Below are 20,217 nucleotides of genomic sequence, written 5' to 3' on the forward strand. Positions count from 1 at the left end.
GGACTTCAGGGACCCCAGGGGTGGACGTCGTCCGGGACGCCTCGGTCCTGCGGTGGACCGGACGACGTCCCCGTCCCCTGGGCGTCGGCCTCGGCGATCAGCCGGACGAGTTCGATGCGGGAGCGGATTCCCAACCGGTTGAAGACACCGCGCAGATGATGGTCGATCGTGCGATGGCTGAGGGCCAGCCGGACGGCGATCTCCCGGTTCGTCGCGCCCTCGGCGGCCATCCGGGCGATCAGGAACTGCTGGGCCGTCAGCAGGACGGCCGGGCTGTCCGCACCGCGGGCCGGGGTCGCGGGGGCGCCGAGAGCGCGGAGTTCGGCCCGGGCCGCTTCGGCGCAGTGCGGGGCGCCGAAGGATTCGAACGCCTCCCGGGCGCTGTGCAGCCGGTCGCGGGCCTCCGCGCGGTGGCGGAGTCGGCGCAGTGCGCTGCCGAACAGCAGCTCCGTGCGGGCGTGCTCGAAGGGTCGGGCGCCCTCGGCGTGCAGCTCGAGCGCGGTGCGGTAGTGGTCCAGGGCGTCGGCTCCCGGGGTCAGCAGGGCGCGGCAGCGCGCGCTGAGGGCCAGTTCGTCGGCGCTGCGGACGGCGCGGGCCCACCGGTCGTAGTCGGCGTGCGCGGCGCGGGCGACGCGTGTGTCGCCGGTGCGCACGGCGGCCTCGACGTAGTGCGGGGTCGCCGAGTGGCGGACTGCGCGGTGGCCGTGTCCGGGTCCGAAGGCGGCGAGGGCGCGCAGCCGGGCCGCGGCGGGTCCGTAGCGTCCGGTGCCGAGGTCGAGGAAGGCGAGCGCCCATTGGGCGAGCGCGGCGGGCAGGCCCAGGCCGTGGGCGAGGGCGTGGGCCCTGGCCTCTGCGGCGCGCCTGCGGCACAGATCGCCGTCGCCGGTGAGCGCGGCGAACATGGCGAGGGCGGCCTGCAGATGACAGGCGCCGTTGTCCTGCCCGGTGGCGTGCGCCTGCCGTAGCGCGTCCAGCGCGGCGGCTTCGGCGGCGCGCGGTCGGCCGGTCCAGAAGTCGGCGTAGGCGCGGAACTCCAGCGCCTGCGGGACGAGGGAGGTGAGACCGCGCGTCCGGGCCGCGGCCGCCGCCCTGACAGTGGCGGTCGCGGCCCGGGGATGGTCGCCGAGCATCAGGGCGGCGACGCCGGCGTGCAGCAGATCGGTGGGGTCTCCGCCGGGGCCGCATCTGCCCGCGGTCGCCTCCAGCAGGTCACGGGCGTCCTCGTAGCGTCCGTCGACGGCGGCGGCGATCCCGCCCAGCACCCCCGGTGGCGCGACGCCCAGCTGCCGTGCCGCCGCCACCGCCTCCCGGCAGCGCCGAAGGTCGCCGGTGTAGACGGCGGCCTCGGTGGCGCGGGCCAGCAGGGGCGCCGGGTCCGCGCCTGCCGCGGCGCCCGTCAGCAGCGCGTCGAACGCCTCGGCGGCGTGGCCGGTGCGCAGGGCGAGGACGCCGGTGAGTGCGTCGGCGTCGGTGCGGGCGGCCAAGGTGCGGGAGCGGTCGGCGTCGCCGGCGTTCCAGGCGTCGGCCGCCGCGTGGGCGAGCAGACGCGAGCGTTCCCGGGGGGCCGGGCACAGCACGGCGGCGCGTTCGGCGAGGGCGGCGGCCAGGGCGGGGTCGGCGGCGGCGCGGGCCCGGTCGGCCGCGGTGGCCAGTTCCGCGGCGAGCCGTCCGGAGGGGCCCAGCGCGGCGGCTCCCCGGTGCCAGGAGCGGCGGGGCAGTTCGGCGTCGTCGTGCAGGACGCGGGCCAGCAGCCGGTGCACGTCGCGCCGGTCGTCCGGGGCGGCCGTCTCGTAGGCGGCGATACGGGTCCAGGCGTCGCGGAAGCCGACGCCGCCCGCCGTGGCGTACGCCAGGCCGGCCGTCTCGGCGGCCTCCAGCGGCCGGGTGTCGAGCCGGGCGGCGGCGACGGCGCGCAGGAAGGCGTGGGTGGCCACCGGGTACTGGTCGGCGGCGGCGAGCAGGAGCAGCAGCCGGGTGTCGTCGGGCAGGGCGCGGACCTCCCGGCGGTGGGCGCGCAGGACGTCCGGGGCCTGCTCGGCCGGGTCGGTGGGCAGGGGGTCGAGGCCGGCCGCCTGGCGCTCGGTGAGCCGGGCCGCGAGTTCGGCGGCGGCGCGCGGGTCGCCGTGCACGAGGCGCAGGGCACGCACCCGGACGCCTTCGGGCAGCGCGGCGACCGGGCGCGGACCCGCGTCCGGCGGCCTCGGTGGCGAAGTGCGGTCCAGAGGTGGGGGGTTCACCGGAGTCACCACACACATGACGTTACTGGCGGGTTACTTGAACCGTAAAGACCGGCGATATCACCGATGCGGCGCGCGTAGACCCGACCGGACACTCCTGGCAACCCCACCCGTTTCAGGAGGCATCATGCAGCGCCACAAGCGTCGCATCGCCGCGGTCCTCTCGGCCGCGGCCACTTCGCTCCTTCTGTCACTGTCCCTCTCCGCCCCCACCGCCCACGCGGCGACCCACGACCCGATCGTCTTCGTGCACGGCATCAGCAGCTCCTCGAGCAGCTGGGACGACTGGGTCGCCTACTTCAAGGCCGACGGCTACACGGCCGCCGAGCTCGACGCGTGGACGTACAGCTGGTCCCAGTCGAACGTCACCACAGCCGCGCAGCTGGCCACGGAGATCAAGAACGTGCGCGCCCGGACCGGCGCGAGCAAGGTCGACGTGGTCGTCCACTCCATGGGCGCGCTCAGCTCCCGCTACTACCTCAAGAACCTGGGGGGGACGGCTTTCGTGGACGACTTCGTCTCCGTCGCCGGCACCAACCACGGCACGTCGGTCGCCTCGCTGTGCAGCTGGCTGTACAAGTCCTGCGCCGAGATGGTCACCGGCAGCTCGTTCGTGACCGCCCTCAACTCCGGCGACGAGACGCCGGGCAGTGTCGACTACGCCGCCTACTGGTCGAACTGCGACGCGGCCGTGGACCCGGACTCCTCGGCGCTGCTGAGCGGGGCGACCAACGTGGGCGTCGGCTGCATCTCGCACGACGAGATGAACAACGACCACGGTGTCTACGCACAGGTGCGCGCCTTCGTCGAGTGACCGTCGCGGGCGGACCGGCGGGGGTGCGGCGGACCGGTACGGGGAAGGATCCGGGTAGGCCCGTCCTGCCCGGGAGGTCCCCATGCCGATACGGTCCACGGGTTCCGGCAAGATGTCCGGTGACCTGGTCCACCACCCGCTGTTCGCCCGCTGGTATCCCGCGGTCAGTTCGGCCGCGGAGACCCGTGGCGGTCTGGCGGCGGTACGTGAGCGGCTGCTGGCCGGGCTGTCCGGCCGGGTCGTCGAGATCGGCGCGGGCAACGGGCTGAACTTCGCCCACTATCCGCGCACCGTCTCGGAGGTCGTCGCGATCGAGCCGGAACGCCGCATGCGGACCCTGGCGCTGGAGGAGGCGCTGCGCGCCGGCACGCCCGTCGACGTGGTCCCGGGAACGGCGGAGGCGCTGCCGGTCAAGAGCGAGGCCTTCGACGGGGCGGTGGTGTCGCTGGTGCTGTGCAGCGTGCGGGACGTGCCGCGGGCCCTGGCCGAGCTGCGGCGGGTGCTGCGGCCCGGCGGAGAGGTGCGGTTCCTCGAGCACGGGCCGGGCGGCGGCCAGGTCATGCGGTTCACGCAGCGCGCGCTGGACCGCACCGTGTGGCCGCACCTGGCCGGCGGCTGCCGCCTCACCCGGGACACGGTCGGCGCGCTGCGGGAGGCCGGCTTCGAGCTGGGCCCCTACCGGCGCGTGCGGCTGCCCGAGAACGGGCCCCCGATGCCGTTCTCCTACTGTGTGACCGGGACCGCGTGGCGGCCCGGAACGCCCGGCTGAGGCCCCGGCCGCGCGATCGCCTCGTGGGTGACCGGTTGCGTCACCCGCTCCACTCCCGCAGCTCCCGTGCGATGTCGGCGACGGACGCCTCCCCGTTCTTCACCAGCCGGGCCAGGTCACGGACCTGTTCGGGCGAGGTGACGACCTTCAGGCCGCTGGCCACCAGATAGGCGTAGGCGACCGCGCACGCGAAGAGCGCGTTGGAGCGCTCCAGGGCGGGGACGTGGATGAGGAGCTGGAGCAGTGCGGCGGCGCGGGCCGGCGGGTCGTCGTAGACGGGGACGTCGAATATCTCCGCCTGATGGCGTGCCACGGCCGCGACCAGCGCACCCCAGTCGGTGACCTGCGGGTCCCCCGGGGTCTTCTGTTCGGCGAGCATGAGGAGCCAGGCGAGGTCGATGCGGAGGTCGCTCAAGGGTTCAGCGGCGACCTTCGCGCGTGCCGCCCTCGCGATCCGCGCCGAACTCCTCGGCGAAGAGCGCCTCGTACTGCTTCATGAAGTCGCCGGCGGCCTCGACGAAGGTGTGGCCGATCTCCCCGGCGTCCTGTCTGACCAGCTCTTCTATATAGCGGTTGACGCTCATGCCGCGGGCGGTGGCGCGCTCGCGGGCGACCTGGGCCGTGCCTTCGTCGACGCGCACGTTCAGCTGGGTCTTCGCCATACCTCGAAGCTAGCGCGGATGTGCTAGCAAGGGCAAGGGCGGGCCGGAATCGAAAAGTGATACCGGCTGTGCGGCGCATCACACTACGCTCGGCCGGGCGGTTCACCGACGAGCACCACCACCGAGCGAGGAGGCAGCCTTGTCCACCCCTGCTGCGCAGCACGCCCCCGGTCCGGCCTCGGCCGACGGGGTCGCGGCCCGCGCCCGAGGTCTGACCAAGGCGTACGGCTCCGGCGAGACGGCGGTGATCGCCCTCGACTCGGTCGACGTCGACATCGCGAGCGGCCGCTTCACCGCCGTGATGGGACCGTCCGGCTCCGGGAAGTCCACCCTCATGCACTGTCTGGCCGGCCTCGACACCGTCTCGGCCGGTCAGGTGTGGCTCGGCGGCACCGAGATCACCGGGCTGAAGGAACGGGAGCTGACCCGGCTCAGGCGGGACCGGATCGGGTTCATGTTCCAGTCGTTCAACCTGATCCCGACGCTGAACGCGGTCGAGAACATCACCCTGCCCATGGACATCGCGGGCCACAAGCCCGACCAGAAGTGGCTGGACCAGGTGATCGACACCCTCGGCCTGCGGGACCGGCTCAAGCACCGGCCCGCCCAGCTCTCCGGCGGACAGCAGCAGCGGGTGGCCTGCGCCCGGGCGCTCGCCTCCCGTCCCGAGCTGATCTTCGCGGACGAGCCCACCGGCAACCTCGACTCCCGGGCCGGGCTCGAGGTCCTCGCGTTCCTGCGGCAAGCCGTCGACGACCTCGGCCAGACGGTCGTCATGGTGACCCACGACCCGGGCGCCGCAGCCCACTCCGACCTGGTGCTCTTCCTCGCCGACGGCCGGCTGGTGGACCGGATGGAACAGCCCTCGGCTGACGCCGTGCTGGAACGCATGAAGCGCTTCGACGTGGGCCGCGCCCCACGGGCCGGCGGCGCCCTCGACGGCACTGCCGACGACCCGCCCGAGGGCAGGGCCGACGGCCTGCTCGACAGCGCCCTCGGGGAGGACTGACCCCGGTGCTGAAGGCGACCCTCAGAAGTTTCCTGGCGCACAAGGGGCGGCTGCTGCTGTCCGCGCTCGCCGTCGTCCTGTCGGTGGCGTTCGTGGCCGGCAGCCTGATCTTCTCCGACACGGTGACGCGCACCTTCGACCGGCTCTTCGCGTCCACGTCGGCGGACGTGACGGTGGAACCCGCCGACGACCTGAACTCCTCCGTGCCCACCGGCGCGGTCCAGACCCTCCCCGGGGCCCTCGCCGGTCGGCTGGCCCGGGTCGAGGGGGTCGCGTCCGCCCACGCGGACGTGAGCGTCCAGAACATCACCGTCGTCGACGGCGACAACGAGTCGGTCGGGCCGACCACCGGCGCGCCCACCGTCGCCACCGACTGGTACGTCACCGACCGCAGTCCGGTGAAGCTGACCTCCGGCCACGCCCCGCGCGGCGCCGGCGAGGCCATGCTCGACGCCGACACCGCCGACAAGAAGCACGTGCGGATCGGCGACACCCTGACGGTGATGGCCCAGCCGGGCTCGTTCAAGGTGAAGGTGGTCGGCATCGCCACCTTCACCACCACCAACCCCGGCGCGGCCCTGGTCTACCTCGACCCCGGCACCGCCGCCGCCCAGCTCCTCGGATCGGCGGACAAGGCGACCGGCATCTCCGTCGACGCGGCGCCGGGGGTGAGCGACGCGGTGCTCGAGCGGCGCGTCGTCGCCGCGCTCGGCGACGGACGGTACGAGGTGCAGACCGCCGAGGAACGGGCCAAGTCGTCGGCCGAGTCGCTGGGCGGGTTCCTCGACGTCATCAAGTACGTGATGCTCGGCTTCGCCGGGATCGCCGTCCTGGTCGGCGTGTTCCTCATCGTCAACACGTTCTCGATGCTGATCGCGCAGCGCACCCGTGAGCTGGGCCTGCTGCGCGCCCTGGGCGCGGACCGCCGCCAGGTACGGCGCTCGGTGCTCACCGAGGCGGTGCTGCTCGGGCTGGTCGGCTCCACCCTCGGGCTGGCGGCCGGCATCGGCCTCGCGGCCGGGCTGATCAAGCTCATGGGCACGTTCGGCATGAACCTCAAGACCACCGAGATGGTCGTCGGCTGGGCGACTCCGGTGTCGGCGTACGTCGTGGGCGTCGGCGTCACCTTCGTCGCCGCCTACCTTCCGGCCCGCCGCGCGGCCGGCGTCTCCCCGATGGCGGCCCTCGCGGACGCGGACATCGCGGGGGTGGGCCGCCCGCTGAAGACGCGCGCCGTGGTCGGCTCGGTCGTCGGTGCGCTGGGCGTGGCCGCGCTCGCCGGCTGCGCGGCCTCGTCGACGACGTCGTCCGCGGCGTCCCTGCTGGGCCTGGGCGTCGTCCTCACGCTGGTCGCCACGGTCATCGCCGGCCCGCTCCTGGTCCGTCCGGTGATCCGGGTCCTCGGCGGCGTCTTCCCCGCGCTGTTCGGCTCCGTCGGCCGTATGAGCCAGCGCAACGCGCTGCGCAACCCGCGCCGCACCGGGGCCACCGCCGCCGCGCTGATGGTGGGCCTCGCACTGGTGGGCGGCATGTCCGTGGCGAGCGCCTCGATGTCCAAGTCCTTCGACCAGCAGATCGACAAAACGCTCGGCGCCGACTTCGTCGTGCAGAACGCCAACTTCACACCGTTCCCCCAGGAGGTCACGGACGCCGTGCGCGGCACCGAGGGCGTCGGCCTCGTGGTGCGGCAGCGGTTCGCCCCGCTCGCCGTGCGGCTGCCCGACGGCAAGCGCGTGGAGACCACCGCCGCCGGCTACGACGACCGGGTCGACGACGTGGCGCACATCCCGTACGCCGAGGGGAACACCGCGGCCGCGCTGGCCGACGGCGCACTCGGCATGGACGTCGACTTCGCGAAGGAGCACGGCGTGCGGCTCGGCAGCGTGCTGCCGGTGGAGTTCCCCGGCGGCCGGACGACGTCGCTGAAGGTCGGCGCGCTCACCGACCAGGAGACGGGTGACGGCTTCGGCATGCAGGGCGGACTGTTCCTCGGCATCGCCGCCGTCGAGAAGTTCGTGCCCGGCGGGCAGGACTCCGCCCTGTACGTGAACGCCGGCTCCGGCACGAACGGCGAGCAGCTGCGCCCCCGGCTGGAGAAGACGCTGGACGCGTATCCGCAGGTCCAGGCGCGCGACCAGGCCGACTACAAGAAGCTGGTGCACGACCAGATCGCCGTGCTGCTGTACCTGGTCTACGCGCTGCTCGGGCTGGCGATCGTCATCGCGGTGCTCGGCGTGGTCAACACGCTGGCGCTGTCGGTGGTGGAGCGCACCCGGGAGATCGGGCTGCTGCGCGCCATCGGGCTGGGCCGGCGGCAGCTGCGCCGGATGATCCGGCTGGAGTCGGTGGTGATCGCGGTGTTCGGCGCGGTGCTGGGGCTCGCGCTCGGACTGGTCTGGGGCGTGTGCATCCAGCAGGTGCTGGAGCTGCAGGGGATGAAGGCCTTCGCCGTTCCGTGGGGCACGATCGTCGCGGTGGTCGTCGGCTCGGCGGTCGTCGGCGTCGTGGCGGCGATGCTGCCGGCCCTGCGGGCGTCCCGGATGAACGTGCTGGCGGCGATCGCGCACGAGTGACGCCGCAGACCGCCGGGGAGCGCGTCCGGATCCTGGAATTCCAGGTCCGGGCGCGTCGCCCGTGATGGGATCGCCGTATGTCTGATCTGCATATACGGGCGGCAACGCCCGAGGACCTGGACGCCGTGCTGGCCTTCTGGAAGGCCGCCGCCGAGGGCACGAGCATCAGCGACGACCGCGGCGGGGTGGAACGGCTGGTCGCCCGCGATCCCGAGGCGCTGATCCTCGCCGAGCAGGGCGGCGCGCAGGGCGTGGAGCTCGTCGGCACGGTGATCGCCGGATTCGACGGGTGGCGGTGTCATCTGTACCGGCTGGCGGTGCACCCGGAGCGCCGCCGTCAGGGCATCGGCACGGCGCTGCTCGCCGCCGCGGAGGAGCGGTTCGTGCGGCTCGGCGGTCGGCGCGGGGACGCGATGGTGCTCACCCGCAACGAGACGGCGCATCATGCCTGGCGCGCCGCGGGGTACGCGCCCGAAGAGAAGTGGCGGCGCTGGGTCAAGCCGCTCACCGGCTGACCCGGAGCCCGACCGGACCGCTTTGCCGATCCTTTACCCTTAGGGGTCGTGCGGATCACCCGCACGCCCCCCGACGACCTCATGAAAGGTGTGAGCGTCCGCCCATGGGCGAGCCTCCCCGCACACGTTCCCGTGCACGCTCCGCAACCCGCACGCGTTCCCGCGCCCGTTGTCGCGCGCTCCGTCCCGCACTGCCCGATCCTGGGACGGAGGAGACCCGATGACCGAAGTGCTGCTGCTCCTGGTGGCGATCCTGCTGTCGTTCGCGTGCGGCGCCTTCGTCGCCGCCGAGTTCTCGTTGACCACGGTCGAGCGCAGCGAGCTGGAGCGGGCGGTGGAGCGCGGCGAACGCGGCGCGGCCGGAGCGCTCAAGGCGGTGCGCAACCTCACCTTCCAGCTCTCCGGCGCCCAGCTCGGCATCACCGTCACCAACCTGGTGGTCGGCATGCTGTCCGAGCCGTCGATCGCCAAGCTGATCGCAGGACCACTGGAATCGCTCGGCATGTCCGCCTCCACGTCGAGCTCCGTCGCGCTGGTGCTGGGCACGGCCCTGTCGACCGTGTTCCTGATGGTCGTCGGCGAGCTGGTGCCGAAGAACTGGGCGATCTCCTCACCGCTCGCGGTGGCCAAGAGCGTGGGCAACGCACAGCGCTGGTTCAGCGCCGCCTTCCGGCCCTTCATCAGCCATCTCAACGACACCGCGAACCTCATCGTGCGCCGCTTCGGCGTGGAGCCCACCGAGGAGCTCGTCGCCGCCCGAGGTCCCCAGGAGCTCGCGGCCCTGGCCCGGCACTCCGCCCGGGAGGGCGCTCTGGAGGCGGACACCGCGGAGCTGTTCGTGCGCACGCTGAACCTGGCCGACCTCATGGCGGAGAACGTGATGACCCCGCGCGTACAGGTCATCGCCCTCGACGCGACGGCGACCTGCGAGGACGTGGCCAACGCGACCCGGGCGACGGGTCTGTCCCGCTTCCCCGTCTACCGCGGGAACCTCGACTCGGTGGTGGGGACCGCGCACATCAAGGACGCGCTGGCGGTGCCCGCCGGGCGACGCGCGCGCGTGCCCGTCGCCGAGATCATGCGCGACCCCTTCCTCGTCCCCGAGTCGCTCACCGTGGACAGGCTGCTGGACCGGCTGTCCGGCAAGCGGACGATGGCCGTCGTCATCGACGAGTACGGCGGGACCGCGGGCGTGGCGACGCTGGAGGACATCGTCGAGGAGGTCGTCGGCGAGGTCCGCGACGAACACGACCCGCACGAGACGTCCGAACTGGCGCACGCGGGCACCGACGACGACGGCCGCGCCCTGTACTCGGCCGACGGCGCCGCCCGCACCGACCAGCTCGCGCGCGTCGGCCTGCACGCGCCCGAGGGACCGTACGAGACGCTGGCCGGGCTCGTGGCCACCGAGCTGGGCCGGATACCGGCCGTCGGCGACACCGTCGAGATCGCCGGCTGGCGGATGGACGTGGTGGACGCCTCCGGCCGCCGGGCCGCGCGCGTGCTGCTGCACGCCCCGCTCGCCGACACCCACGTGGAAGGGGCCGGGCAGTGACCGCCGTCCAGTTGCTCATCGGGCTGGCGACCCTCGTCGTCAACGCGTTCTTCGTCGGGGCCGAGTTCGCGCTGATCTCGGTCCGCCGCTCCCAGATCGAGCCGTACGCCGAACAGGGCGACCGGCGCGGGCGCAGCGTGCTGTGGGGTCTGGAGCACGTGTCCGCGCTGATGGCCGCGGCACAGCTCGGCATCACGCTGTGCACGCTGGTCCTCGGCGTGGTCGCCGAGCCGGCCATCGCGCACCTGCTGGAGCCGGTGTTCCACGCTGTCGGCGTGCCCGAGGGCGCCGGACACGCGGTGTCCTTCGTGATCGCGCTGGCGGCCGCCACCTATCTGCACATGCTGCTCGGCGAGATGGTGCCGAAGAACATCGCGCTCGCCGAGCCGGTGCGCAGCGCCCTGCTGCTGGGACCGCCGCTGGTCACGCTCGCCCGGGCGCTGCGGCCTGTCATCTTCGCCGTCAACGCCTTCGCCAACGGGCTGCTGAAGCTGCTGCGGATCGAGACGAAGAACGAGGTCACCGCGACCTTCTCGGACGCGGAGCTGGCGCAGATCGTCCGGGACGCCGGCGAGGCGGGCCTCATCGACGACCGTGCCCAGGAGCGCCTGCACGACGCCCTGGAACTGGGCCGCCGCCCGGTGCGGGACGTCGTCCTGCCGCTGGAACGCGTCGTCTACGCGCGCGTGGGCGTCACTCCGGAGGGGCTGGAGGAGCTGGCGGCGGCGTCCGGGTTCTCCCGTTTCCCGGTGGTGGACGAGGGCCGCCGGATCGTCGGCTACCTGCACGTGAAGGACGCGCTGGACGCCTCACCGCGGGACCAGGCGTTCCGGCTGCAGGACATGCGGGCCATCGCGCGCGTGCGGGAGACGACCCCGCTGGACGACGTCCTCACCGCGATGCGGGGCAGCCGGACGCATCTGGCGGCCGTGCTCGGCTCCGACGGCAGGCTGGCCGGCCTGGTCACCATGGAGGACGTGCTCCAGGAGCTGTTCGGACAACGGGCGTAGTCGTCCTCTCGCTCACGGGCACGGAGGCCGGCCTCCCCAGGGAGGCCGAGCCCCGGGAAAGCCCGCGCCGCCGGGCCGGAGGTGGAGGCTAACCGTCCGATCGACGACCTGCCCCCGGCGGACCGACCTCCGGGCGCCCGACCGCCGGGGACAGGGGGCCGGGGACCGGGGGCCGGCGTCCCGGGACGGCATCCGACCGACCGACGGGTATGAGACTCGGGCTACCATCGGTGTCGCCATGCAGACGAACACCATTCCCCCGTACTCCAGCCTGGTCGCCGTCGGCGACTCCTTCACCGAGGGCATGTCGGACCTGCTGCCCGACGGCTCCTACCGAGGCTGGGCAGACCTCCTCGCCGCGCGGATGGCCGTCCGCGCCCCCGGCTTCCGGTACGCCAACCTCGCGGTGCGCGGCAAGCTGATCGGACAGATCGTCGACGAACAGGTGCCGGTGGCCGCCGCGATGGGCGCGGACGTGATCACCCTGGTCGGCGGTCTCAACGACACCCTGCGCCCCACATGCGACATGGGCCGGGTCAAGGGCCTGCTGACCGAGGCCGTGGAGCGGCTGGCCCCGTCCTGCAAGCAGCTCGTGCTGATGCGCAGCCCGGGCCGGCAGGGACCCGTCCTGGAGCGCTTCCGGCCGCGTATGGAGGAGCTGTTCGTGTGCGTCGAAGAGCTGGCGGAGCGGCACGGCGCGCTCGTCGCCGACCTGTACGGCGCTCCCTCGCTCAGCGACCCGCGCATGTGGGACGTCGACCGGCTGCACCTGACGTCGGAGGGCCACCGCCGGGTCGCCGAGGCGGTCTGGCAGACCCTCGGGCACGAGGCCGAGGACGCCGACTGGCATCTGCCGATGCCGGCCACCCTGCCCCCGGGCTGGGCCGCCCGGCGCGTCGCGGACGCACAATTCGCCCGGCAGTACCTGCTGCCGTGGATAGGCCGCCGGCTGACGGGCCGGTCCTCCGGGGACGGCCTGCCGCCCAAGCGCCCCGATCTCCTGCCGTACGAGAGCCAGGCGTAGGCGGACGATGCCCGTCCGCGCGCGGGCGTGAGTCGGCCCCATGCGCGGGCGCGACGCCTGTCCGCGCGGAGGGTGACGTCCGTCCGCGCGGCGGGAGTGACGCCGGTCTCGTAGGTTCCGCTGAACCGGACCGCTGCGCCGACCTGCACGAAGCGCCAGTAGAATCCCTCCACGTGACTTCCGCTGCCGCCGCCAAGCCCCGCATCCCCAACGTCCTCGCCGGACGCTACGCCTCCGCCGAGCTCGCCACGCTCTGGTCCCCCGAGCACAAGGTGAGGCTGGAGCGTCAGCTCTGGCTCGCCGTGCTGAAGGCCCAGAGGGACCTCGGGATCGAGGTGCCGGACACCGCGATCGCCGACTACGAGCGTGTCCTCGACACCGTCGACCTCGCCTCGATCGCCGAACGCGAGAAGGTCACGCGCCACGACGTGAAGGCCCGCATCGAGGAGTTCAACGACCTCGCCGGGCACGAGCAGGTCCACAAGGGCATGACGTCCCGCGACCTCACGGAGAACGTCGAGCAGCTGCAGATCCGTCTGTCGCTGGAGCTGGTCCGCGACCGCGCGGTGGCCGTCCTCGCCCGGCTGGGCAAGCTGGCCGGCGAGTACGGCGAGCTGGTCGTGGCCGGCCGCTCCCACAACGTGGCCGCCCAGGCCACCACGCTCGGCAAGCGGTTCGCCACTGCCGCAGACGAGCTGCTCGTGGCGTACGGCCGGGTCGAGGAGCTGCTGGAGCGCTACCCGCTGCGCGGCATCAAGGGCCCGGTCGGCACCGCGCAGGACATGCTGGACCTGCTGGGCGGCGACGCCGCGAAGCTGGCCGAGCTGGAGGACCGGATCGCCGGTCATCTGGGCTTCGCGCAGGCCTTCACCTCCGTCGGCCAGGTCTACCCGCGCTCGCTGGACTACGAGGTCGTGACCGCGCTGGTGCAGCTCGCGGCGGCTCCCTCCTCGCTGGCGAAGACGATCCGGCTGATGGCCGGGCACGAGCTGGTGACCGAGGGCTTCAAGCCCGGCCAGGTCGGCTCCTCCGCCATGCCGCACAAGATGAACACCCGCTCCTGCGAGCGCGTCAACGGCCTGATGGTCATTCTGCGCGGCTACGCGTCGATGACCGGCGAGCTGGCGGGCGACCAGTGGAACGAGGGCGACGTGTCCTGCTCGGTGGTGCGCCGGGTCGCGCTGCCGGACGCGTTCTTCGCACTGGACGGCCTGCTGGAGACCTTCCTGACGGTGCTCGACGAGTTCGGGGCGTTCCCGGCCGTCGTCGCACGGGAGCTCGACCGCTACCTGCCGTTCCTCGCCACCACGAAGGTGCTGATGGGCGCCGTGCGCGGGGGCGTCGGCCGTGAGGTGGCGCACGAGGCGATCAAGGAGAACGCCGTGGCCTCGGCGCTGGCGATGCGGGAGCAGGGCACCGAGCGCAACGAGCTGCTGGACAAGCTGGCCGCCGACGAGCGCCTGCCGCTGGACCGCGCCCAGCTGGACGCGCTCATGGCCGACAAGCTGTCGTTCACGGGCGCCGCGGCAGCCCAGGTGGCCGCGGTCGTGGGCCGGGTCGAGGAGATCGTGAAGCAGCGCCCCGAGGCGGCCGGATACACGCCCGGAGCGATCCTCTGACGCGCTTCACCCAGGCCGAGCTGGAGGCCGCCCGCGACCGTCTCGTTCCGGACGTCGTCGCGGACGGTCTCCGCGTGCTGTTCTGCGGCATCAACCCGGGCCTGATGACGGCGGCCACCGGCCACCACTTCGCCCGCCCGGGCAACCGCTTCTGGCCGGTGCTGCACCTGTCAGGCTTCACTCCGCGGCTGCTGAAGCCCGCGGAGCAGGAGGAGCTGCTCGCCTTCGGGCTGGGCATCACCAACGTGGTGGCCCGGGCGACCGCACGGGCGGACGAGCTCACGGCGCAGGAGTACCGGGACGGCGGGCGGCTGCTCGCGGACAAGGTGGCACTGCGGGAACCCCGGTGGTTGGCCGTGGTGGGCGTGACCGCGTACCGGGCGGCGTTCGAGGACCGCAAGGCCGTGGTGGGCCCGCAGGAGCGGCGCATCGGCGACACCCGCGTGTGGGTGCTGCCCAACCCCAGCGGGCTGAACGCGCATTGGACCACCGCGACGATGGCGCAGGAGTTCGCACGGCTGCGGCTGGCGGCGGCGGAAGACTGACGGCCTTCAGAGCCGGCCGGGCACTCGCCGGGGTGCGCCGCGCCGAGTACGATCCGCCCAACACGCGCACGAGCTGGGAGGACGGACGTTGGGGCGGCTGACCGGCGGGGACCCCTCGCTGCTGCGAAGGATCAATTCCGCGGTGGTGCTGCACGCACTGCGTGCCGCGGACTGCGCGACGCTCACCGAGATCACCCGCGTCACCGGGCTGTCCCGGCCGACGGTGGAGGGGGTCGTCGAGGATCTGATCGCGGCGGGGCTCGTCGTCGAGAAGGCCGCTGACGAGAGCGTCGCCCGCCGACAGGGGCGGCCCGCGCGACGGTTCCGGTTCCGGGCGGAGGCGGGGCATCTGCTGGGTCTGGAGATCGGGTCCCACCGGGTGGCCGCGCTGCTGTCCGACCTGGACGGCCGTGTGCTGGGCGCCCAGGCCAGGGACGTCGACGAGGCGGCTCCGGCCGACGAGCGGCTGGAACGGCTGCGCACGGCGGTGGCGGAACTGCTGCGCCGGGCCGGCGTCCCGCGCAGTTCGCTGCGGGCGGTCGGGGTCGGCACGCCCGGGATCGTGGAGGCGGACGGCACGATCCGGCTGGGCACCGCGCTGCCCGAGTGGACGGGGCTGCGCCTCGGCGAGCGGCTGAGCCGTTCGTTCAAATGCCCGGTGCTGGTGGAGAACGACGCCAACGCCGCCGCCGTGGCCGAGCACTGGAAGGGTTCGGCCACCGAGTCCGACGACGTCGTCTTCGTGCTGGCCGGGCTGAGCCCCGGGGCCGGCGCGCTGATCGGGGGGCGGCTGCACCGCGGGTACGGCGGCGCGGCCGGGGAGATCGGCGCGCTGCATCTGCTGGGCCGCGAGGTGACCCCGGAGACGCTGTTGTCCACGACGGACGAGCCGCTCCATCCGCTGGACGAACAGGCCGTCGCGAAGGTGTTCGCGCAGGCCCGGGGAGGCGACCTGCGGGCCCGGGCGGCGGTGGACCGCTTCATCCAGCGGCTGGTGCACGACGTGGCCGCGCTGGTGCTGGCGCTGGACCCGGAGCTGGTCGTGGTCGGCGGCTGGGCGGCCGGCCTGGACGGCGTGCTGGAGCCACTGCGCGCCGAGTTGGCACGCTACTGTCTGCGGCCGCCGAGCGTGGCCCTGTCGATGCTCGGGGAGGCGGCGGTGGCGACGGGGGCGCTGCGGCTCGCCCTCGATCACGTGGAGGAGCAGTTGTTCGCCGTGGAGGGCACGGTCACGGCGCGGCGGTGAGCCTCAGCTCGGTGGGCCTTCACCCGGCGCGGCGGGGGGTGCCTTCACCCGGCGCGGCGGCGGGCCTTCACCCGGCGTGCCGTCCGTGACGGGTGGAACGCCGAGCGCCCCGGAGGAGTTCCGGGGCGCCGGGCTTCGCGGCTGCGCGACCGCCGTACGGCTTTCGCGGGCGGACGGTGGCTTGCACAGGCGACCGGTCGCTCTTGCGGGCGGCCGGTGGCGTTCGCGCGGTGGTCGGGGCGGGCGCGCCGCAGGCTGTTCAGGGAGCCTGCGGCACGCGGCCCGCGGTGCACGCGGCGCTCAGGAGGCCTCCTGCTCCGGACCGTGGTGTATCTCCACGCCGCCGGACGCGCCGAACGTCAGCCGGCAGGTGTCCGCGCGGTACGTGGCCACGGAGAGCGCGGCGGTACGGCCCTCGGCGAAGTAGCGGGTCGTGACGACGAGGACGGGCGCGCCGGGTAGCCGGTCGAGTTCCCTCGCGTCGTCCGCGCGCGCCGAGCCCAGTTCCACGGCGCTGTCCTGGCCCTGCAGTTCGAGGCGGTGCAGCTCGCGCAGCACCGCACGCGCGCGTGCGGCCTCGGACGGGCCGTCGATCGCACTGAGGTCGGGCGCCGACGTCTGCGGGACGTACAGCAGCTCGGCGGCGACGGGCTGACCGTGCGACACGCGCGAGCGGCGCACGATGTGCACGCTCTGCTCGCGCGGGGTCTCCAGGGCGGCGGCGACGGCCGCGGGCGGCACCGCGAGCGTGCAGCCGACGGCCTGCCAGGCGTCCTCCCCCGCGCCCGGCCAGACCCGCTGCTCCGTTCCGACGGCGACGCCCATCCGGGGCGGCGCGACGGTGGTGCCGACACCTCGGCGGCGCTGCAGCCGGCCCTCCAGCTCGAGCTGCTCCAGGGCCTGACGGAGTGTCGCGCGGGCGACGCCGAAGCGGGCGGCCAGCTCACGTTCGTTGGGCAGGATCTCGCCCACGGCGAACTCGGAGTCGAGCGCTTCGCTGAGCACGGTCTTGAGATGCCAGTATTTCGGTTCCGGCACCGATTCCAGTTGCGTGGTCCCCACCCTGTCCTCCGCAATCGCCGTGGTCCTGCGGCGTTTTCGCGCCCTTGTTTATTAAAGGTTGTTTTACTTCTCTCGCGACCATAGGACGGGCCCCACCCTTGGTCAATACCAATCCTCCAACCCTGTCGCCACTAAGGGGAAAGCGCTCGCTACACGTCCGGAATGACAGGGTTCGCTCAAAGGGCTACCCGCCGGTAGCAATTGCTGACAAGCTGTCTACGGCGTCCGACGGCCCGCTGCCAGAACGAGGAGCTCCCATGACCGCCACCGTCTCCTTCACGGTCCCCTCCCCCGAGGGGCCACTGCCCGTCACGGTCTCCTACGCGCGCGTGGGCCGCGGCGAGCCGCTCCTCCTGCTGCACGGCATCGGGCATCACCGCCAGGCCTGGGACCCGGTCGTGGACATCCTGGCCGCCGAACGCGATGTGATCGCCGTGGACCTGCCCGGCTTCGGCGTCTCCCCCGCCCTGCCGGACGGGCTCGCCTACGACCTGCCCACCACGGCCGCCGTGTTCGGCGCCTTCTGCGAGGCGCTGGAACTGGACCGCCCCCATGTGGCGGGGAACTCGCTCGGCGGACTGCTCGCCCTGGAACTCGGCCGCGAGAAACTCGTACGGTCCGTCACGGCGCTGTCCCCGGCCGGGTTCTGGTCGGAGGCCGAGCGGCGCTACGCCTTCGGCGTCCTGGTCACGATGCGGCAGATCTCCCGTCGGCTGCCGCTGCCCCTCGTCGAGCGCCTGGCACGCACGGCCGCCGGCCGCACGGCCCTCACCAGCACCATCTACGCCCGCCCCGGCCGCCGCTCACCCGAGGCCGTGGTCGCCGAGACGCTGGCCCTGGCCCAGGCCACCGGGTTCGACCAGACGCTGCGCGCCGGCACCACCGTCCGGTTCACCGACGACCTGCCCGGCATCCCGGTCACCGTCGGCTGGGGCGCCCGCGACTGGCTGCTCGTGCGCCGGCAGGGCGTCCGCGCCAAGCAGGTCATCCCGGCCGCCCGCCTCGTGCGGCTGCCCGGCTGCGGCCACTGCCCGATGAACGACGACCCGGCACTCGTCGCGCGCGTGATCCTCGACGGCAGCCGCTGAACCTCCGCGGGCGCGCGACAGGGCGCCCGCGCCCACCGTGACGCCGGCCCCGACCAGGGCGCTCCCCACAGCCTGGACGGGCCCGTACGAGCCGGTTCCCACGAGCGGGGCGGTGCAGGCGGCCGCCACCGGGATGAGACCCGAGAAGAGCGTGGCGCGCTCCGCGCCGATCCGCTGGATGCCCATGTACCAGCACACGAAGCCGACGACGGTGACGGCCGCCGACTGCCACAGCAGCGCGGCGGCCTCCCCGCCGTCCGGCCGTCGCAGCCACCCGCCGCCGTCGAGCACCAGTCCGACGGCCGTCGACTCGACCGTGGCGAGAGCGCACACCGTGGCGGACAACAGCCTGGGTCCCAGCAACCGCAGACCGGGCACGGCGAGCACCGCGAAGCCGACCTCCCCGGCCAGCGCGCACACCGACCAGCCGAGCCCCGCGGCGTCCGTCCGGCCCCAGCCCTGCACCGTGAACGCGCCGACGGCGACCAGCGTCGCCCCGTACAGCACCTCGCGCCGGGGCCGACGCCCCTCCACCACCGGCGCCACGACGGCCACCACGAGCGGTGCGCAGCCCACGAGGACGCCGGGCACGGCCGGTTCCGCGGAGCGTTCGGCGGCCAGCACGGCGAGGTTGAAGCCGACCGCCCCGACGGCCGCGAGCAGCGCGAGCCGCACCCACAGGCGCGGGGAGAGCGTGCGCAGCCGGGCTCCCGCGCCCGCCCCGGAAAGAGGCACGAGCAGCAGACAGGCGAGGCCGTAGCGCAGGGCCTGGCCGCCCGCGTAGGGATAGGCGCCGAGGACGCTGTTGGCGGTGAAGGATCCTCCGACGAGGACGCAGGCGAGCGCCGCGAGCAGCGACCCGCGCAGAGCGGTGACGTTCATGGAATCCGACGCTAGGAGCGGCGGCGGCACGGTTTAAGGTCCACTTCCATGACGTCATCGGGGACCGATCCCGAAGGGCCCTCGCCGTCGGCGGCCTGGGAGGTGCTGCTGCCGGCCGCTTCCGCCCCGGCCCGCGCGCGTGGCCGCGCCCTCCAAGCCGCGCTGCGGGACGCGGTGCGCTCCGGGCTGCTCGCGCAGGGCGCCCGCCTGCCGTCCAGCCGGGACCTGGCCGCCGATCTCGGGGTCTCGCGCGGGCTCGTCACGGAGGCGTACGAACAGCTGACGGCCGAGGGGTACCTGCGCAGCGGGCGCGGAGCGGGCACCTGGGTGGGCGGCGCCGTCCGGGCCGCCCGGCCGCGCGCGCGTGACCTCGCTCCGCGCCCACCGGGCGCACGCGCCGACTTCGTGCCGGGGACGCCGGACCTGTCGCTGTTCCCGCGCGCCGCGTGGGGCGCCGCACATCGGGCCGTCCTGGCCGACCTGCCGCACCACCAGCTGGGCTATCCGGACCCGCGCGGGCTGCCCCGGCTGCGCCTCGCGCTCGCCGAACTCCTCGCCCGCCGCCGGGGCGTGGTCGCCGACCCCGAGCGCCTCGTGATCGTCTCCGGCGTCGCGCAGGCGAGCGCGCTGCTCGGCCTCGCCCTGCACGCGCGCGGGACGGCCGCCGTCGGCGTGGAGGACCCCGGCAGTCCCCAGCACAGCGCCCTGTACGCGGGGGCGGGCGTCCGGGCCGTCCCCCTGCCGCTGGACGACGAGGGTCTGGCCATGGACCCGCTCCGGTCGTCGGGCGTACGGGCCGTGGTGACGACGCCGGCGCACCAGTTCCCCACCGGGATCGCGTACTCCGCGCGGCGGCGCGCCGAGCTGCTGGACTGGGCGAGGTCGGTGGACGGCTTCGTCCTCGAGGACGACTACGACGGCGACTTCCGCTACGACCGCGCCCCCGTGGGCGCCCTGCAGGGCCTGGACCCCGAGCGCGTGGCCTACGCCGGGTCGGTTAGCAAGTCCCTCGCGCCGGGACTGCGCCTCGGCTGGCTGCTGGTGCCCGAGGCGCTGGCCGAGGCGGTCGTCGAGCGCAAGCGGACGACGGATCTGGGCCATCCCGCGCTCGACCAGGCGCTGTTCGCCCGGTTCGTGGAGCGCGGTGACTACGACCGCCAGTTGCGCCGCTGCCAACGCGCCTACCGCGAGCGGCGGGACGCCGTCGTGAACGCGCTCCGTGAGCACTTCCCCGGGGCGCGGGTGTCGGGCGTCGCGGCGGGGCTGCACGCCATCGCCGAACTCCCGCAGCGCTACGGACCGCAGGAGCGGTTCCTCGCACGGGCGGCCGCCGCGGGCGTCTACGTCCGCGCCCTGGACCAGTACGCCCACACGCGCGTGCCGCACGACGGGTCGCTACGCCTCGTGCTGGGCTACGCACACCTGTCGCCCTCGCGCATCCTGGACGGCGTACGCCTCATGGCGCAGGCCGTCGCCGACGGGTGACGCGCGGGAGCGCGCGGACCGCGGCCTTGCGCGCGCGTCCCGCTGTTCATCCGCGGTTTCCGTGTGCGCTGCGGGGCCCGCGTAGGTCTGTCGGTGCACCGGCCGGTTCCCGTCCCAGGAGG

The 20,217-nt window shown here is 73.8% G+C and carries 17 protein-coding genes and 1 pseudogene; 13 read left to right on the forward strand and 5 right to left on the reverse strand.

The window, feature by feature from the left end; translation table 11 throughout:
* Window positions 1-5: 5 nt before the first annotated feature.
* Window positions 6-2,255 carry a helix-turn-helix transcriptional regulator gene (locus ACN6LD_RS06535; RefSeq protein WP_319189084.1) on the reverse strand — a complete coding sequence of 750 codons (2,250 nt, stop codon included), beginning with the start codon at window positions 2,253-2,255 and terminating at the stop codon, window positions 6-8.
* A gap of 109 nt (window positions 2,256-2,364) precedes the next feature.
* Here ACN6LD_RS06535 and ACN6LD_RS06540 point away from each other — a divergent pair, with 109 nt between their 5' ends.
* Window positions 2,365-3,051, forward strand: a complete 687-nt coding sequence (locus ACN6LD_RS06540) for an esterase/lipase family protein (RefSeq protein ID WP_319189086.1) — start codon at window positions 2,365-2,367, stop codon at window positions 3,049-3,051.
* 82 nt (window positions 3,052-3,133) lie between these two features.
* A complete protein-coding gene (locus ACN6LD_RS06545) occupies window positions 3,134-3,820 on the forward strand; it encodes a class I SAM-dependent methyltransferase (protein WP_319189087.1) in 687 nt (228 codons plus the stop codon).
* Between the two features lie 40 nt (window positions 3,821-3,860).
* On the opposite strand, the gene ACN6LD_RS06550 is transcribed toward ACN6LD_RS06545, so the two are convergent.
* Together ACN6LD_RS06550 and ACN6LD_RS06555 are read right to left on the reverse strand one after the other, a co-directional pair.
* Entirely contained in the window at window positions 3,861-4,235 is a 375-nt protein-coding gene (locus ACN6LD_RS06550) for a fic family toxin-antitoxin system, toxin component (RefSeq protein ID WP_107445164.1), read from the reverse strand.
* Window positions 4,236-4,239: 4 nt separating this feature from the next.
* Window positions 4,240-4,482 (reverse strand): hypothetical protein, encoded by a 243-nt coding sequence (locus ACN6LD_RS06555; protein ID WP_057580727.1) that lies wholly within the window; start codon window positions 4,480-4,482, stop codon window positions 4,240-4,242.
* 139 nt (window positions 4,483-4,621) lie between these two features.
* On the opposite strand from ACN6LD_RS06555, the gene ACN6LD_RS06560 reads away from it, so the two are divergent.
* From ACN6LD_RS06560 to ACN6LD_RS06600, 9 genes are all read left to right on the forward strand, one after another.
* Window positions 4,622-5,491, forward strand: a complete 870-nt coding sequence (locus ACN6LD_RS06560; protein WP_319189090.1) for an ABC transporter ATP-binding protein — start codon at window positions 4,622-4,624, stop codon at window positions 5,489-5,491.
* Between the two features lie 5 nt (window positions 5,492-5,496).
* Window positions 5,497-8,064, forward strand: coding sequence for an ABC transporter permease (locus tag ACN6LD_RS06565; RefSeq protein ID WP_445042663.1), 2,568 nt, complete (start codon window positions 5,497-5,499; stop codon window positions 8,062-8,064).
* Window positions 8,065-8,141: 77 nt separating this feature from the next.
* A complete protein-coding gene (locus ACN6LD_RS06570) occupies window positions 8,142-8,579 on the forward strand; it encodes a GNAT family N-acetyltransferase (RefSeq protein WP_319189094.1) in 438 nt (145 codons plus the stop codon).
* Between the two features lie 220 nt (window positions 8,580-8,799).
* On the forward strand, window positions 8,800-10,134 hold the full coding sequence (locus tag ACN6LD_RS06575) for a hemolysin family protein (protein ID WP_319189096.1): 1,335 nt from the start codon (window positions 8,800-8,802) through the stop codon (window positions 10,132-10,134).
* Window positions 10,131-11,144, forward strand: coding sequence for a hemolysin family protein (locus ACN6LD_RS06580; protein ID WP_445042664.1), 1,014 nt, complete (start codon window positions 10,131-10,133; stop codon window positions 11,142-11,144). The genes ACN6LD_RS06575 and ACN6LD_RS06580 overlap by 4 nt, the downstream gene beginning before the upstream one ends.
* A 238-nt stretch (window positions 11,145-11,382) precedes the next feature.
* Window positions 11,383-12,168, forward strand: coding sequence for an SGNH/GDSL hydrolase family protein (locus ACN6LD_RS06585; RefSeq protein WP_445042665.1), 786 nt, complete (start codon window positions 11,383-11,385; stop codon window positions 12,166-12,168).
* 173 nt (window positions 12,169-12,341) lie between these two features.
* Window positions 12,342-13,787: an adenylosuccinate lyase gene (gene purB, locus ACN6LD_RS06590; protein ID WP_319189101.1), complete on the forward strand. Its 1,446-nt coding sequence runs from the start codon at window positions 12,342-12,344 to the stop codon at window positions 13,785-13,787.
* Window positions 13,784-14,332 carry a G/U mismatch-specific DNA glycosylase gene (gene mug / locus ACN6LD_RS06595; protein ID WP_319189117.1) on the forward strand — a complete coding sequence of 183 codons (549 nt, stop codon included), beginning with the start codon at window positions 13,784-13,786 and terminating at the stop codon, window positions 14,330-14,332. Before purB ends, mug begins: the two co-directional genes overlap by 4 nt.
* Window positions 14,333-14,420: 88 nt before the next feature.
* Window positions 14,421-15,578: an ROK family transcriptional regulator gene (locus tag ACN6LD_RS06600; RefSeq protein WP_319189102.1), complete on the forward strand. Its 1,158-nt coding sequence runs from the start codon at window positions 14,421-14,423 to the stop codon at window positions 15,576-15,578.
* A 300-nt stretch (window positions 15,579-15,878) separates the two neighbouring features.
* On the opposite strand, the gene ACN6LD_RS06605 is transcribed toward ACN6LD_RS06600, so the two are convergent.
* Window positions 15,879-16,640 carry a GntR family transcriptional regulator gene (locus ACN6LD_RS06605; protein WP_445042666.1) on the reverse strand — a complete coding sequence of 254 codons (762 nt, stop codon included), beginning with the start codon at window positions 16,638-16,640 and terminating at the stop codon, window positions 15,879-15,881.
* Between the two features lie 257 nt (window positions 16,641-16,897).
* Between ACN6LD_RS06605 and ACN6LD_RS06610 the strand changes: the two genes are divergently transcribed.
* Window positions 16,898-17,728 carry an alpha/beta fold hydrolase gene (locus tag ACN6LD_RS06610; RefSeq protein ID WP_319189105.1) on the forward strand — a complete coding sequence of 277 codons (831 nt, stop codon included), beginning with the start codon at window positions 16,898-16,900 and terminating at the stop codon, window positions 17,726-17,728.
* Between the two features lie 96 nt (window positions 17,729-17,824).
* Here ACN6LD_RS06610 and ACN6LD_RS06615 read toward each other — a convergent pair.
* Window positions 17,825-18,610, reverse strand: a pseudogene (locus tag ACN6LD_RS06615) (EamA family transporter); the annotation flags it as partial.
* A 48-nt stretch (window positions 18,611-18,658) separates the two neighbouring features.
* Between ACN6LD_RS06615 and pdxR the strand changes: the two are divergent.
* Entirely contained in the window at window positions 18,659-20,095 is a 1,437-nt protein-coding gene (gene pdxR, locus ACN6LD_RS06620) for a MocR-like pyridoxine biosynthesis transcription factor PdxR (protein ID WP_445042667.1), read from the forward strand.
* Window positions 20,096-20,217: the final 122 nt, after the last annotated feature.

The sequence above is a fragment of the Streptomyces sp. SAS_272 genome, from assembly GCF_052543235.1.

Excerpts from the sequence above, each read along its gene's own strand:
- ACN6LD_RS06535 (WP_319189084.1), bottom strand. The coding sequence starts at position 2,255 with ATGTGTGTGGTGACTCCGGTGAACCCCCCACCTCTGGACCGCACTTCG.
- ACN6LD_RS06540 (WP_319189086.1), top strand. The coding sequence starts at position 2,365 with ATGCAGCGCCACAAGCGTCGCATCGCCGCGGTCCTCTCGGCCGCGGCC.
- ACN6LD_RS06545 (WP_319189087.1), top strand. The coding sequence starts at position 3,134 with ATGCCGATACGGTCCACGGGTTCCGGCAAGATGTCCGGTGACCTGGTC.
- ACN6LD_RS06555 (WP_057580727.1), bottom strand. The coding sequence starts at position 4,482 with ATGGCGAAGACCCAGCTGAACGTGCGCGTCGACGAAGGCACGGCCCAG.
- ACN6LD_RS06570 (WP_319189094.1), top strand. The coding sequence starts at position 8,142 with ATGTCTGATCTGCATATACGGGCGGCAACGCCCGAGGACCTGGACGCC.
- ACN6LD_RS06575 (WP_319189096.1), top strand. The coding sequence starts at position 8,800 with ATGACCGAAGTGCTGCTGCTCCTGGTGGCGATCCTGCTGTCGTTCGCG.
- ACN6LD_RS06585 (WP_445042665.1), top strand. The coding sequence starts at position 11,383 with ATGCAGACGAACACCATTCCCCCGTACTCCAGCCTGGTCGCCGTCGGC.
- ACN6LD_RS06610 (WP_319189105.1), top strand. The coding sequence starts at position 16,898 with ATGACCGCCACCGTCTCCTTCACGGTCCCCTCCCCCGAGGGGCCACTG.
- pdxR (WP_445042667.1), top strand. The coding sequence starts at position 18,659 with ATGACGTCATCGGGGACCGATCCCGAAGGGCCCTCGCCGTCGGCGGCC.